Below are 12,752 nucleotides of genomic sequence, written 5' to 3'. Positions count from 1 at the left end.
GCTTATGGATTTTGCCAGTTTACACGAGCTGCTACGCTCAACCTATGAAGAGATGATGCCGCTCTGCGCCCAGATGACAGGCATTGCCAAGGGCATTGCAGGCTTGGGCGCACTCTTTTACATTGCTCTTCGGGTATGGGCTTCCATTGCCCGTGCCGAGGCGATAGACGTTTTTCCACTTCTCCGACCTTTTGTGCTGGGCTTTTGCATCATGTTCTTCCCGACAGTCGTACTGGGTACGATGAATGCCGTTCTCTCGCCCGTAGTGCAGGGAACGGAGATGATGGTACACCAGCAGGAGGGGAACCTTGCCGAGCTTACTGCCAAGCGGGACAAGTTGCAAGAGGAAGCCTACCTTAGGAATCCTGAAACAGCCTACCTTGTCTCCAACGAGAAGTTCGATGAGAAGATAGAGGAAATGGGCATCATCGGACCTGAAGATGCCGTGACGATAGCGGGTATGTATGCCGAGCGTGCTGCCTATCAGACCAAGCAATGGGTGATGAAGATGGTGCACGACCTCATGGAGCTGCTGTTCCATGCCGCAGGGCTTATCATCGACACGCTGCGTACGTTCATGCTCATCGTCCTTTCCATTCTCGGTCCGATAGTCTTCGGCATTGCCGTGTGGGACGGGTTGTCGGGTTCGCTCACGGCTTGGTTCTCACGCTATATATCGGTCTATCTGTGGCTGCCCGTCAGCTCTATCTTAACAGCTCTGCTCACCAAGATACAGGTGCTGATGATAGAGAAGGATATTGAAGCACTCAGTGACCCTAACTACCTGCCTGATTCGGGGACGTGGTACTACATCGTCTTCTTCCTCATCGGCATTGTAGGTTACTTCTGCGTTCCCACCGTTGCAGGCTGGATTATCGAAGCCGGCGGTGGTATCGGCTCTTATGGTCGCAATGTCAATCAAGCTGCACAGCGCGGTGCACAAAGTGCCTACACGGGCGGAAGATATGCCGCGGCAGGTGCAGGGTCGGTCATCGGAAATGTCGGTGGACGTATCAAGGGTGCACTGCTCAAAGGAAAGTAATCACTAATAAAGAAAGGAAAAAAATGGAATTCAAATCACTTGGTAATATCGAGACTTCATTCAGACAGATAAGACTCTATGCCTTTGTCTTTGCCATCGTCTGCGTGGCGGTGAGCGGTTATGCCGTCTATGCCTCGTACAGCTTCGCCAAGGAGCAGCGGGAGAAAATCTATGTGCTTGACCAGGGAAAGTCACTCATGCTTGCCCTCAGTCAGGATGCAAGCCGAAACCGTCCCGTGGAGGCAAGGGAGCATGTACGTCGCTTCCATGAGCTGTTCTTCACCATTGCGCCTGACAAGGATGCTATTGAGAAGAATATGGAGCGTGCCTTCCTCCTGTGTGACAAGTCGGCTTTCAACTATTATAAAGACTTGGCAGAGAAGGGCTATTATAACCGTGCCATATCGGGTAATGTCAATCAGCGCATAGAGGTGGACTCTATCCACTGCAACTTTAATACTTACCCTTATACGGTAACGACCTATGCACGGCAGTTCATCGTCAGACAGAGCAACGTCACGGAGCGCAGTCTCATTACAACCTGCACGCTGCAGAACTCTGTCCGTTCGGACAACAACCCACAAGGCTTCCTGATGGAGAACTTCCTCGTCAAGGAGAACAGGGACATACAGACTTATAAACGGTAAGGCTATGGCAAGGAAAAGAAACTTTTTACGCTCACGTCATTATCTGCGCTTTCACCTGTGGCTCCGCCATCGTTGTGAAAGACTCACGATAAGGCAGAGAAAGGAAATCGTCTATGGGCTGAGCTTCATCTATCTGCTCTGCTCGCTTTGGATGATAGCACAGTTTTTCCTTCCTCCAAAGACGGAGAAACTACCCATCCCCACGGGAAAGCTGACGGACAGTCCCATACGGACGGACAGCACTTTACACGAGTTACACGGCAATTTTTACCTACAACATCATCAAACAATCAAGGAAAATGGATAATAAACAGAAAGAACAAATGAAGAAAGGCTTGGTCTTCGGAGGTTTGGGACTGCTGTTTGCCCTCTCGATGTGGTTTATCTTCGCACCTTCGGGCAAGGATAAGACCGCAGCGGAGCAGGGACTCAATGACAGCATCCCGCAGGCAACGACTGAAAAGCTCACCGAAAACAAGCTCAAAGCCTACGAATTAGGCGACAAGGCACACGAGGAGGAACAGACCCGCGAGGAGATGGGCAGACTATCGGACTATTTCGCACAGAACACTGCTCCATCAGAGGCGCAGCGTGCAGAGACGGCTGCTTCTACGGCAAAGATAGAAAGCTCCATGCATCGCTATGAAGAGAACAATCGCCTCTTGAACTCCTTTTACGCTCCCGACCCACACGAGCAGGAGCGTGAAGCCCTGCGCTCGGAGATAGATAACCTTAAAAAGGAACTCTCTGTCAAAGACAGCAGGGAGGACAATGAAGAGAAACGGCAGCTTGCCTTGATGGAAAAGAGCTATCAGATGGCAGCGAAGTATCTCCCTAAAGCATCAACTCCACCTACCCTCAATAACGGTCTGACTGCTGAAAAAGAGAAGACGGAAGGAGCTGCAGGCGGCTCTGAAGCCGCTAAGGGCAAGACCATGCAGAACGAAAAGCCTGCAATGGAGGTTCTGCCGGAGCACAGGCAGATAGTTTCTTCACTTGACCAGCCTATGAGCGATGTGTACTTTATGGAGGAATACGGCAAGAAGGCTCGTAATATGGGCTTTCATTCGCTCGCAAGCACGGCTGTACCCACGATGCGCAATACACTCAAAGTGGTGGTGGACAGGACAACGACGCTCAAAGAGGGCGATAATGTCGTGCTCCGTCTGCTTGAAAGTGCCAAGGTACAGGGCTTGCGTATTCCACGGCAGAGCCGACTCATAGCCGTCGCCAAGATTGAGGGTAACCGTATGCACCTGCTTGTCAAAAGCATTGAGGTGGACGGCCATATCATAGCCGTCAAACTCTCGGCATACGATACAGACGGACAGGAAGGAGTGTATATACCAGGTTCGGAGGACATCAATGCGCTTAAGGAAGTCGGGGCGAACATCGGCGGTTCAATGGGCACATCCTTTACCTTCGCTTCCTCTGCCAAGGACCAGATTATCTCCGAGGCTGCCCGTGGGGTGATGCAGGGCGCAAGTCAGCTGCTTCAGAAGAAACTGCGCACCATTAAGGTAACGCTCAAGGGTGGCTACCGCCTTTTCTTGGTTCAGTCCAAATAAAACAATCGAAAATGATAAGTAAAAATAACATCAAAACAAAAGGAACAATGAAGAAAATTATTTTATCAATGGCTATGCTTGCCATGGTGGGAGCAACAGCTACAGCACAGGAAAACAATGATGGTCTGACACCAAGCCGTCCGCTTACTTCGGGAGAGCTTTTTCAAGGTATGAGCCGTGCCATACCAACGGGGCGTGTCGTACTGCCGTATGGTCTTGACGTCACCTTTGACAAGACCGTGCATCTTATCTTCCCTTCTGCCATCCGCTATGTAGACTTGGGCTCACAGAACATCATTGCAGGTAAGGCGGAGGATGCAGAGAACGTACTGCGTGTAAAGGCTTCGGTGAAGGACTTTGAGACGGAAACCAATATGAGTGTCATCTGTGAGGACGGCTCTTTCTATGCTTTCAACGTAAAGTATGCTGATGAGCCGGAGAAGCTCAGCATAGAGATGAAGGACTTCTTGTCACCAACGGACGGACGCCTGCCAAGCAACCGCTCTGACATTTACTTTAAGGAACTCGGTAACGAGTCGCCTGTGTTAGTAAAACTGATGATGCAGACTATCTATCAGAACGACAGACGTAGTATCAAGCATATCGGTGCACAGCAGTTCGGTATGAAGTTTCTGCTTCGTGGCTTGTATGCCCATAACGGCTTGCTGTATTTCCACACTCGTATGGAAAACGGCACGAATATGCCGTACTCGGTGGATTTTATCACCTTTAAGGTTGTAGATAAGAAGATGGCAAAGCGCACCGCCATACAGGAGCAAGTATTGCAGCCACTTCGTGCCTATCATCAGGTGATGCAGGTGCATGGCATGGGTAGTGAACACGCTGTGTTTGCACTCGAACAGTTTTCTCTTGCAGAAGACAAGCAGCTTGAAGTGACGCTCTATGAGAGAAAAGGCGGTCGTACGCTGACCTTTTATGTGACGGCAGAAGACCTACAACTGGCAAAAAAGATTGATAACCTCAAACTGAAATGGTAGACATTATGAAGAAGAAAATCATTTTATCGGTTTGCGTTGCGGTGGCAATGGCTTTTAGCTTGCCATCGCAGGCACAGCGACTGATACCCAAGCAAAGGGGCGTAGAGGTCGTAGGGAGTGTTCCGCTTATCAAAGGCGAAAAGTTTCTTGCTGCTGACAATTTCGGCATGGGAGCAGCACTCACCCGTTATCTGGGGCGTGAGAATTATACCTTTGTTATGGCAGAGTATGAACAGCAGAATATGCCGTACAGAAGTTATAACGTAAAACTCAAGGATGCACTCTTACAGGTGGGCTATATGCACCCTGTTCTTTCCGACAGAGGTAAGAACGTGTTTCTCTATGGTGGCATATCCGCCTTGGGTGGCTATGAGCAACTGAACGAGGACAATAAGCTACTGCCCGATGGGGCAACACTGCTCGACCGTTCCCGCTTTGTCTATGGCGGTGCCGTGCATGGCTCGGTGGAAGTGTTCCTCACGGACAGGGTTCTCTTTCTTGTAAAGGCGCAGGGACGTTTCCTCTTTGGAACGGATGTGCATTGTTTCCGTCCGGCTGTTTCTGCTGGACTAAGGTTTAACTTTTAAGTAGAAGAAAAGATGAAGAAGATATTGAATACGATATGGGTAATGGGAGTACTGACCCTTGCCGTGTTTTGCCTATCTGCTTGTGATAGGGAGTTGGATGTTCAGCAGTCTTATCCGTTTACGGTGGAAACAATGCCCGTTCAGAAGGACATCGTAAGGGGTCAGACGGCTGAGATACGCTGCACACTGAAGCGAGGCGGTGAGTTTGCTGACACTCGCTATACGATACGTTATTTCCAGTCTGACGGCAAGGGCTTGCTAAGAAATGATAACGGTACTGTCTTCAAGCCTAACGACCGTTATCCGCTTACAAAGGACGTGTTTCGCTTGTACTATACCTCGCTCTCATCTGACCGCCAGACGATTGATGTGTATGTGGAAGACAACTTCGGCAGAATGCAGCAACTGACTTTCAGTTTCAACAACGAAAAGGCGGAAAATAAGGAAAAGTCCTCCGCAACAGTTACCAAAGTATTGAAAGATGAGGACAGCTAAACACTTTGCTTTATTTTTTATTTTATGTTTATTCTGCCAGCCCATCCTTGCCCAGCACAGGGTGCGGTTGGCAGACTTGCCACCTTTTGAGCGTGTCGTCCTCATTGTTAAATACTTTGAGGGACTTCATAATAAGCCGAAGGATTTTCCTTATGTCGGATATGGTCACCGGCTGCAACCAGGAGAGCACTTCACGGCGGATATGACGGAACGGCAGGCAGACTCCCTGCTCCGTGCCGACCTTTGGAAATGCTTTGAACACTTCAAGGGCTGTGGCAAGGATGCCCTGCTGCTGACCTTGCTTGCCTACAATGTGGGCGTGGGGCGATTGCTCGGATATGGCAAGCATCCCAAGAGCCGATTGCTGCGAAAAATTGAGGCTGGAAACAGGAACTTTTATCAAGAGTATGTTTCATTCTGCCGATACAAGGGAAAAGTTTTGAAAGGATTGGTGAAACGGAGGCAAGTGGAGTTTGCCATGTTTTATATACCTTGATACATCTATCCATCCACGCAACAGACTTGGTAAGAGTTTAGTTCTAATTTGAAGGCTCTTTTGTAGGATACAACTATACTTTCAAAGAGAGATTCCTTATCAAGAGTTGATGGATAGGTTATCCTCTTGCTTAGCCTTTTCTGTCATTCTTTTCTTTCATCCACCCTTCCTGATGTAGCAGAATGCCGTTGACTCCTTGTACGATGGTGATGTTTTCTTCGTCGATGATTTTTGTTACGCTCATAGTCTTATGTTTTGGGGTTATTGTTCGTTTTCAGTGCTTTCTCTTTGTGGTTTCACGCAGCGGAACAAGCAGACGGAAGCCATTTTTTCTGTCAGCACGTCATCGCCATACATACTCCGAAGTCGGCTTTCGGCTTCAGCGAAGGTGTCGTATGGAGGGTGGAAAAATCCTATTCTTTCCATGACTTTCTTAACAAATAAATCAGCCAATCGGCGTTCGCCCTTGATATAAAAGCAGCCGCAGAAGCAACCGCCGGGTTTCAGCACGCGGAAAATCTCGGCAAAGGCTTTTTCTTTCTCAGGGAAAGCCTGAAAGCCGTTCATCGACAGTACGCAGTCGAAGATCTCGTTGGCATAGGGAAGTTCTCCGACATCTCCTTGCTCCAAAGACAGGTTGGCTATCTCCTCTGTCTCTTTCCGCAAAGCCGCAATGGCTATCATTTCTTCCGAATAGTCCAAACCAACGATCTCGGCATCTTTCATCCGGCGATACTTCTCGGCGGTGAAAATGGCAGTGCCGACAGGCACGTCAAGCAGTCGTCCCCGAAAATCGTCCGGTATGAGATCAAGCACTTTCCGAGCCAAGAGATTAGTGTCTTCGTTCCAAATAAATCGCATATATATCCTTGACCACCACTTCCGTCCGGTCAATAGATCGTCGTAATGTTCCATCATCCTTTGGTAGGAATTGCTCTGTCTGTTTGCCATCATCTTCTTATCAAGAATGTTCATTTCTTATTTTGCAAAAGTACGATATCTGCTTCGTCTCTGCAATCGCCAATAATAATGATTTTTATTTCGAACATCCTCCATGTATGTGGATTGGGAATCACAGAACATCATTGTGGATAAGGTAGAAGATATTGAGAATACGCTGCCTATAAAAACAGCAATGGTAACGGCAAGGATGCTTTACTGCTTACCCTGCTTTCCTACAGTGTGGGCGTGAAGCGACTACTTGGTTACGGTAAGCAACCCAAGAGAAAGATAGAGGCTGGTTACGAAAAATTTGTCGTGAGTATGTATCCTTTTGCCGATGCAGGGGCAAAAGATTGGTGAAGCAGAGACGTGTGGAGTTAGCCTTGTTCTTTCTTCCTTAGCAAATATGAAATGTAATTTCCCTGCGACTTTCTTTTGCTTCTTTGCTTTGGTCGCCTGCTCGCTCAAAGACAAAGAAAAGAAGCCACGCAAATTTTCGGTTTGCGTGGCTCTTGGTCTTATTCAAGGTGCTGTTTCTACACTTTCGTTATTTTGTCTATTCGTCTGTTAGGGTGTATATCGAAAGCCCAATTTCTCTCATCATCGGGCAAAGTGCTGTGAATGCTTCCACCCATAGCCAACCCACAATTTTGTAGGACTTTCTGCCGTGCTTCCTCCTTGCTCTCGGCAACCACATCGAATACGCCGTCAAAAACATATTCCGTATAGACTAAAAATCTCTGTTTCTTCATCATTCCTAATCTTAAAATTCAACCTTTAATAATCTGTACTGCTTTGGCTCTCCATTGGATAACTTGCGGTGTGTGAGCCAAAAGTGATGTGCGCCATAACCATAGGCGAAAAACTTGTCAAGTTCCGTTTCTTCGGCAATTTTTCCTATTGCCGTCCTTAACTCTTCCTCATTGTCGGATAGGGTTATCGCATTGATAACCCTGATGAGAATATGCGGTATCTCGTCCGTGTAGTTATAGATGATGTTTTCTATCTCTGTTTTCATATCTCTGATATTTTAATGGTTCATACTTCATGCAGTTGCTTTCATTCTTCGGCTTATTAGTTCTCGATTAGCATTAACAAGGTTCACTATCTGTTCGTGATACTCCGTATTCTTGTTGCACACTCCACGACTTTGCACCACTTTGAGCGTGTCCAGATTGACCTCAATCGTTTCTATCCGTCTGCCCTCAATGGTTGCCGAAAGGATAAGAGAGTTTTCTTTGAGATAGTAAGCATTGTCGAACACGCAATGGTGCATTGATACTCCTTCCTCCAAATGTTCCTGCACACTCTCCAATACGTGAACTTGGATTGTGCCGTCCGTGAAACAGATACCGAAGAACTTGGATTTGAGTTCGTGGAAACGCTTCTCTTCCTCCATTGCCTTTTTGCGTTTCGCCGCCTTTTCTTCCTTTTCCCTTTGTCTGCGGAGTTCGCTTTGTCTTAGGTCGTGTTCCCTATGCAGGTCGGTGGGGCAAACATACTTCGGGCTGTGTATGTCTTTATTCAATCTGCGGAGCATATCCACATAGTCGCACCATAGAGAAATATCCTCTATCTCATAGCCGTTGCGAGTGGCAACTTTGTAGGACTGCCAACAAGCGTCAAATGTCGAATTGTTGTTGAGGAAATAGCGTAAATGCCCCATTCGTCCTGCTTTCATCAATGTTTCAGCCCGGCTGTCAGAAAGCAATGCAGGAATGAATATTGTCGGGGCTATATCGTGAAAATCATCCTCAAATCCATTCCTGCGGAGTGTGTCTGTAACCTTGAATTTAGGATATATCTGCGAATAGGCTGCATATCGGTAGGCTTCATTGTCGTTACGGATAGCCATAGGGGTATAGTAAGAAAAGGTATCAACATATCTGCCCAATGTGCGTGGAATGGCAACAATGGCTTGCCGTCCTTTTGCGTTCCACCAATACTGACCGATTTCAAGTGCGTGATATTGTGCCTTACTGCCTTTCTCCATTCCCACAACAAGGAGGAACATACGCAATACTTGATACTCTCCACAAGCGGTTAGCGTGGTGAAATACCGCTTCTGCTGCAATTTACGCTCAAAGGTTTCCTTGACCTGCAACTTTGCCCTGCAATGAGGGCAAGTGCAAGTTTCTCTATGTTTGTCCATTATCCAACTATACCCACAATCCATACAAGTGGTGCGACCTTTTGGCAGGCGGTAGGCTAAATGGTCTATGCACTTACGGAATGCCCACTTTGTCTGTGTCTTGGTTATCGGGCGAAGGTGCCTGCTCTCGGCAAGGACCGCCTTCTCAAACTTGTTTCTCGGTTTCATAGACTTAAAAATCGAATAGGGATGGTTGTACTTGGGTTGCTGCATTCTCGGTCTTCTTCACTCGTGTGTTACGGCTCTGTATCTTGGCAAGTTCCTCACGCTGATATTGTTTAATGGCTTCCTGCCTTGCTTCGGCTTTTTCTTCCTCTGTGAGTTCCACAATGTGATTGACGGCTACTTGGCAAGAAACAGCCTTACCCACTTCTATATCGTCCTCATCGTAGTAGTGAACAGCCATAGAGAAAATTTCATCATCATCAAAGCCATTGCAACCGCTTTTCTGCACTTCATTAAGAATGTAGGTGATGCACTCCTCGATATTCTTGTTTGGCTTCAACAAGTTAGGGGCAAATAATGGGTCTGTCATAGCACGCTGATTAAGATACTCGGCTATTGTCCGTGTGAAATGTTCTGTTCCTTTCATTGTCGTATATGTTTTGATGTTGTTAATACTTGGGAATTTCAACTATTTGATTGATACGTCCATACAGGTAGGCTCTTAGGCTTGTTCTATCGGGTGCGTAATACTCTGTCCATTGTCCGTACTGATTGACAAGGTATTTCTTCAGCACGTCAAAGAAGTCAAAGCGATAGCCTTGTAGGGGAACGGCAGTACGGAAGTAGGTATTAGAGTTCACCGCTTCACATAGCCAATTCTTTTCCTCACGGCTCATACGCTCGCCACAATAGAGTTTCACACGTAGGAGATATACTTTGCTATTACAAAGGCTCTCCAAAGAGGGTACGTCCCATTGTACAAACTTAATTGCCAACACTTGCTCACTTTTTCCAACCACATAGTTAATGCGGTAATGAGAGGAGGAGCTATATCCTTTTCTTTTCATCGAAGATGTTGTATTTACTTTTTGCTTATCCATAGCGACATTTTTTTTATGCGTCCAAAGATCGGAGTATGCTGATTCCTTTTTGTAGCAAAATAGAGGTAGCGGGGCGAGGCTTGCACAAGGTTTTGGCGGAAAATACTACCCATAGGTGTGGAGATTTTCCAGACAAACCCAGCGGCACTGACCTTTTGAAAGCCACAAGCCCCGTACTACCTTTGCGGATAAAAAGGGAACAGCATCCGTCTTCTTCATTTCGCATATTGTGGAGCATTGGAAAGGAAGCGAAAGTGCAACGCCCATAGTGGAAAACAGAAAAGGTGGCTATCTCAAAATGCGAGATAACCACCTGATGAACGATAAATGAAAGTGTTTACAGATTACATCGTCGTGCTTCTCAAAGCACGCAAAGCAGGATGGCACAGAGTATCGCCAGCCAGAATAGAAAGCTCAGCAGCGTAAAGGTAACTTGGAGAATGACTCTGACAATAAAGCGCAGTATCAGAAAGCCTGCAATGACTGACACGGCGGTAACGACCTGTGGCGTTACTATCTTTGAGATAAGCCAAACGACACCGATAACGATGGAGAGCAGGATGACCAGTTCGATGAAGCGTGTCCAACTGAAACGGCGGACTTGCTTGAAAGAAATCGGCTGCTGCTTGATGTTATTGCTTTTGTTCGATGCGTCTGCCTTGATGAAGGCAGGTGTGTGGACATCTTGATTCATGATGATTGTATTCATAATCGGAGCTTTGAATAGTTCAAGAGCAATAACAAGATGCGCAGGCTACACAAAGACAAGTGTTGGTACAAACTCTTGGCGTGTGGAGCGGAGCGTTTATCTTGGCTCTTGACACTACAAAAGCTCCCGATGGTGCTGCATCAAGTCATGTTCTCACCGCCTATCGTTGGCAGACCATTGACCTCAATGAGCAGAACGATTGTTCCTGTCAGTTCGGTGTAGAGTTTCTCATACTCAGGACTTGCGCCAAAATCGTCCGTGAGTTCATACTTGTCGAAAACGCTTTGCACAGCCTTGTTCTTCAGGAGTATCGGGGATAGTCTTTCGGGGAGTGGGGAGGGCAGTTCTTTCTCAAACTCATTCTCCAAGACAGATACAAGCGTGTCGTACTTTGAGAAATGCAGTCCTCTATACAACACTTCGCTTGCCATACTCTCAGCTTCGGGATGCGAGAAGCCTTGTGCCACTGCATCGCAGTAGGTGGTAAGAGCTTCGTCGGCTCTTGCCGTTATGAATGGTTTGTCACTCAGCATTTCGGGGAAATGCTCACTGAGGTAGTTCTCTAACTTCAGACGGAAGTAGGATAGTTCTTTCTTAGTTGTCATAATCTTCTTGGTTTAGGGTTATACATTATTATATTATCGGATTCCCATTGCCTTGTTGAACTTACCGAGTTTGTCGGCAAGCTGTTCCATGTCATGCTCAATCTTCTTGTTGGTGATGCGAGCATAAATCTGTGTGGTCTTTATGTTGGTATGTCCCAGCATCTTCGACACACTTTCCATCGGAACGCCCTTACTCAAAGACATGGTGGCAAATGTATGCCGGGCAAGGTGAAAGGTCAGGTTCTTCTTGACACCGCAAAGGTCGGCTATTTCTTTCAAATACGCATTAGTCTTCTGATTCGTCAGTATGGGGAATAGTTTGCCGTCCCGATAGGTCTTTCCACTATACTTTGCAATGATGCGCTTCGGAATATCGAGAAGTAGGACATTTGTTTCCACGCTTGTTTTCTGTCTTTTGGTCATAATCCACTGCTTGTCATCGAGCGTGACGATGTTGTCCGGTGTGAGATTGGACACGTCAATGTATGCCAGCCCTGTAAAGCAAGAGAAGATGAAAACGTCCCTTACCAGTTCCAAACGCTGGATGCCGAAATCCTTGTTGGCTATCTTCATGATTTCTTCGTCCGTGAGGAAACCACGGTTTACCGGCTCCAAGTGGAAACGATGATTGAGAAAGGGGTCGTGAAGGAGATAGCCACGCTTTTGTGCATATATGGTTACGGTTTTGAGAGCCTTCATTTTCTTGACCGACGTATTGTAAGCGCAGCCTGCCACAGTACTCAGATATAACTCAAAGTCTTGTACCACGGATGGTGTGAATTCTGTCAGTCCTATATCCTTTCTTCCATATTTATGGATAAGGAACTCTGAGAAATGTCTTCTCAAAACACTGTACTTTTGCAGACTGTCTTTGCTGATGGTGTGTCCGACACGCTGCTTGATGTCTTCGTTGAACTTGTCGAATACCGGGAGGAAAGTTGTGTACTCCCTGTCTTTTCCTATAAAGAAAGAACGGATTTTCTCCAATGACAGGGACTCGTCATCCTCAAACTTGCGGTAAATTCCATTCAATGTAGTGGAAATAGAGTCCAATGCGGCATTGACGGACAAACTTTCTGCCGTCCTACCTTTAAGCCGGCTTGTGGCATTATTCCACATTGTCTTATCCACGAAAATTTTCGTAGAGCCAAAATTTGCCATTTCTCCGTTAAGGAATACACGGAGCATTACAGGCGACTTTCCTTCTTTGTTCTCATAGTTTGAGCGTAGGTAGAAGGATACCTTGAAATTTGTTCTCATAATGCATCATTCTTTTGTGTAGCACTCGGCTGCAAAGTTAATATATAACATACTGAAACAGAAAGAATTGATGCCGTCAATATGGTATTCAGAATCCCGTCACTGCTACATTTTTTATTGCTACAATTTTTGTGTAGCAGTTTATGTAGCAGAATTTGACCGAATAATGACTGTCAAAACATAGGGTTATGCCGTCAGGCGATAG

General features: G+C 46.7%; 17 protein-coding genes and 1 pseudogene. 9 read left to right on the top strand and 9 right to left on the bottom strand.

Features of this window, described 5'->3' with window-relative positions:
• Positions 1 to 4 precede the first annotated feature (4 nt).
• From traJ to J5A56_RS11995, 8 genes are read left to right on the top strand one after another with little or no spacing between them, the layout of a single operon-like run.
• Entirely contained in the window at positions 5 to 1,042 is a 1,038-nt protein-coding gene (gene traJ / locus J5A56_RS12030) for a conjugative transposon protein TraJ (protein ID WP_211815529.1), read from the top strand.
• A gap of 23 nt (positions 1,043 to 1,065) precedes the next feature.
• Positions 1,066 to 1,689: a conjugative transposon protein TraK gene (gene traK / locus J5A56_RS12025; RefSeq protein WP_211815528.1), complete on the top strand. Its 624-nt coding sequence runs from the start codon at positions 1,066 to 1,068 to the stop codon at positions 1,687 to 1,689.
• 4 nt (positions 1,690 to 1,693) lie between these two features.
• Positions 1,694 to 1,996 (top strand): hypothetical protein, encoded by a 303-nt coding sequence (locus J5A56_RS12020; RefSeq protein ID WP_211815527.1) that lies wholly within the window; start codon positions 1,694 to 1,696, stop codon positions 1,994 to 1,996.
• On the top strand, positions 1,989 to 3,257 hold the full coding sequence (gene traM, locus J5A56_RS12015; RefSeq protein WP_211815526.1) for a conjugative transposon protein TraM: 1,269 nt from the start codon (positions 1,989 to 1,991) through the stop codon (positions 3,255 to 3,257). Before J5A56_RS12020 ends, traM begins: the two co-directional genes overlap by 8 nt.
• A 47-nt stretch (positions 3,258 to 3,304) precedes the next feature.
• Positions 3,305 to 4,255 carry a conjugative transposon protein TraN gene (gene traN, locus J5A56_RS12010; RefSeq protein WP_211815525.1) on the top strand — a complete coding sequence of 317 codons (951 nt, stop codon included), beginning with the start codon at positions 3,305 to 3,307 and terminating at the stop codon, positions 4,253 to 4,255.
• Positions 4,249 to 4,842, top strand: a complete 594-nt coding sequence (locus tag J5A56_RS12005; protein ID WP_211815524.1) for a conjugal transfer protein TraO — start codon at positions 4,249 to 4,251, stop codon at positions 4,840 to 4,842. The genes traN and J5A56_RS12005 overlap by 7 nt, the downstream gene beginning before the upstream one ends.
• 12 nt (positions 4,843 to 4,854) lie before the next feature.
• Positions 4,855 to 5,337, top strand: coding sequence for a DUF3872 domain-containing protein (locus J5A56_RS12000; RefSeq protein WP_211815523.1), 483 nt, complete (start codon positions 4,855 to 4,857; stop codon positions 5,335 to 5,337).
• Positions 5,324 to 5,833: a glycoside hydrolase family protein gene (locus J5A56_RS11995; RefSeq protein WP_021672822.1), complete on the top strand. Its 510-nt coding sequence runs from the start codon at positions 5,324 to 5,326 to the stop codon at positions 5,831 to 5,833. Before J5A56_RS12000 ends, J5A56_RS11995 begins: the two co-directional genes overlap by 14 nt.
• 261 nt (positions 5,834 to 6,094) lie before the next feature.
• Here the strand turns inward: J5A56_RS11995 and J5A56_RS11990 are convergent, their stop codons facing one another.
• The gene (locus J5A56_RS11990; protein ID WP_021672823.1) at positions 6,095 to 6,808 is read right to left on the bottom strand and encodes a class I SAM-dependent methyltransferase; all 714 of its coding nucleotides are present in this window, start codon (positions 6,806 to 6,808) and stop codon (positions 6,095 to 6,097) included.
• Between the two features lie 162 nt (positions 6,809 to 6,970).
• On the opposite strand from J5A56_RS11990, the pseudogene J5A56_RS13625 reads away from it, so the two are divergent.
• Positions 6,971 to 7,176, top strand: a pseudogene (locus J5A56_RS13625) (glycoside hydrolase family protein); the annotation flags it as partial.
• Positions 7,177 to 7,311: 135 nt separating this feature from the next.
• Here J5A56_RS13625 and J5A56_RS11985 read toward each other — a convergent pair.
• From J5A56_RS11985 to J5A56_RS11950, 8 genes are all read right to left on the bottom strand, one after another.
• Positions 7,312 to 7,530 carry a hypothetical protein gene (locus J5A56_RS11985; RefSeq protein WP_021672825.1) on the bottom strand — a complete coding sequence of 73 codons (219 nt, stop codon included), beginning with the start codon at positions 7,528 to 7,530 and terminating at the stop codon, positions 7,312 to 7,314.
• 8 nt (positions 7,531 to 7,538) lie between these two features.
• The gene (locus tag J5A56_RS11980; RefSeq protein ID WP_021672826.1) at positions 7,539 to 7,793 is read right to left on the bottom strand and encodes a hypothetical protein; all 255 of its coding nucleotides are present in this window, start codon (positions 7,791 to 7,793) and stop codon (positions 7,539 to 7,541) included.
• Positions 7,794 to 7,820: 27 nt separating this feature from the next.
• The gene (locus tag J5A56_RS11975) at positions 7,821 to 9,095 is read right to left on the bottom strand and encodes a PcfJ domain-containing protein (protein WP_211815522.1); all 1,275 of its coding nucleotides are present in this window, start codon (positions 9,093 to 9,095) and stop codon (positions 7,821 to 7,823) included.
• A gap of 4 nt (positions 9,096 to 9,099) precedes the next feature.
• Positions 9,100 to 9,519, bottom strand: coding sequence for a PcfK-like family protein (locus tag J5A56_RS11970; RefSeq protein ID WP_027952915.1), 420 nt, complete (start codon positions 9,517 to 9,519; stop codon positions 9,100 to 9,102).
• Positions 9,520 to 9,541: 22 nt separating this feature from the next.
• Positions 9,542 to 9,973, bottom strand: a complete 432-nt coding sequence (locus J5A56_RS11965; protein ID WP_211815521.1) for a hypothetical protein — start codon at positions 9,971 to 9,973, stop codon at positions 9,542 to 9,544.
• Between the two features lie 361 nt (positions 9,974 to 10,334).
• Positions 10,335 to 10,682 (bottom strand): hypothetical protein, encoded by a 348-nt coding sequence (locus J5A56_RS11960; protein WP_007367138.1) that lies wholly within the window; start codon positions 10,680 to 10,682, stop codon positions 10,335 to 10,337.
• 140 nt (positions 10,683 to 10,822) lie between these two features.
• Complete coding sequence (locus J5A56_RS11955; protein ID WP_070668449.1) at positions 10,823 to 11,287, bottom strand: DUF1896 domain-containing protein; 465 nt, start codon at positions 11,285 to 11,287, stop codon at positions 10,823 to 10,825.
• A 33-nt stretch (positions 11,288 to 11,320) separates the two neighbouring features.
• Positions 11,321 to 12,547 carry a site-specific integrase gene (locus J5A56_RS11950; protein ID WP_070668451.1) on the bottom strand — a complete coding sequence of 409 codons (1,227 nt, stop codon included), beginning with the start codon at positions 12,545 to 12,547 and terminating at the stop codon, positions 11,321 to 11,323.
• Positions 12,548 to 12,752: the final 205 nt, after the last annotated feature.

Source organism: Prevotella melaninogenica (genome assembly GCF_018128065.1).
In the GTDB taxonomy this organism is placed as follows: domain Bacteria; phylum Bacteroidota; class Bacteroidia; order Bacteroidales; family Bacteroidaceae; genus Prevotella.
The sequence above is the reverse complement of the archived record's forward strand: the minus strand, read 5'-3'. Positions and strand labels throughout refer to the sequence as shown.

What these genes read in the sequence shown, in the direction of transcription:
- traJ (WP_211815529.1), top strand. Translation starts at nt 5, where the DNA reads ATGGATTTTGCCAGTTTACACGAGCTGCTACGCTCAACCTATGAAGAG.
- traK (WP_211815528.1), top strand. Translation starts at nt 1,066, where the DNA reads ATGGAATTCAAATCACTTGGTAATATCGAGACTTCATTCAGACAGATA.
- J5A56_RS12020 (WP_211815527.1), top strand. Translation starts at nt 1,694, where the DNA reads ATGGCAAGGAAAAGAAACTTTTTACGCTCACGTCATTATCTGCGCTTT.
- traM (WP_211815526.1), top strand. Translation starts at nt 1,989, where the DNA reads ATGGATAATAAACAGAAAGAACAAATGAAGAAAGGCTTGGTCTTCGGA.
- traN (WP_211815525.1), top strand. Translation starts at nt 3,305, where the DNA reads ATGAAGAAAATTATTTTATCAATGGCTATGCTTGCCATGGTGGGAGCA.
- J5A56_RS12005 (WP_211815524.1), top strand. Translation starts at nt 4,249, where the DNA reads ATGGTAGACATTATGAAGAAGAAAATCATTTTATCGGTTTGCGTTGCG.
- J5A56_RS12000 (WP_211815523.1), top strand. Translation starts at nt 4,855, where the DNA reads ATGAAGAAGATATTGAATACGATATGGGTAATGGGAGTACTGACCCTT.
- J5A56_RS11995 (WP_021672822.1), top strand. Translation starts at nt 5,324, where the DNA reads ATGAGGACAGCTAAACACTTTGCTTTATTTTTTATTTTATGTTTATTC.
- J5A56_RS11990 (WP_021672823.1), bottom strand. Translation starts at nt 6,808, where the DNA reads ATGAACATTCTTGATAAGAAGATGATGGCAAACAGACAGAGCAATTCC.
- J5A56_RS11985 (WP_021672825.1), bottom strand. Translation starts at nt 7,530, where the DNA reads ATGATGAAGAAACAGAGATTTTTAGTCTATACGGAATATGTTTTTGAC.
- J5A56_RS11980 (WP_021672826.1), bottom strand. Translation starts at nt 7,793, where the DNA reads ATGAAAACAGAGATAGAAAACATCATCTATAACTACACGGACGAGATA.
- J5A56_RS11975 (WP_211815522.1), bottom strand. Translation starts at nt 9,095, where the DNA reads ATGAAACCGAGAAACAAGTTTGAGAAGGCGGTCCTTGCCGAGAGCAGG.
- J5A56_RS11970 (WP_027952915.1), bottom strand. Translation starts at nt 9,519, where the DNA reads ATGAAAGGAACAGAACATTTCACACGGACAATAGCCGAGTATCTTAAT.
- J5A56_RS11965 (WP_211815521.1), bottom strand. Translation starts at nt 9,973, where the DNA reads ATGGATAAGCAAAAAGTAAATACAACATCTTCGATGAAAAGAAAAGGA.
- J5A56_RS11960 (WP_007367138.1), bottom strand. Translation starts at nt 10,682, where the DNA reads ATGAATACAATCATCATGAATCAAGATGTCCACACACCTGCCTTCATC.
- J5A56_RS11955 (WP_070668449.1), bottom strand. Translation starts at nt 11,287, where the DNA reads ATGACAACTAAGAAAGAACTATCCTACTTCCGTCTGAAGTTAGAGAAC.
- J5A56_RS11950 (WP_070668451.1), bottom strand. Translation starts at nt 12,547, where the DNA reads ATGAGAACAAATTTCAAGGTATCCTTCTACCTACGCTCAAACTATGAG.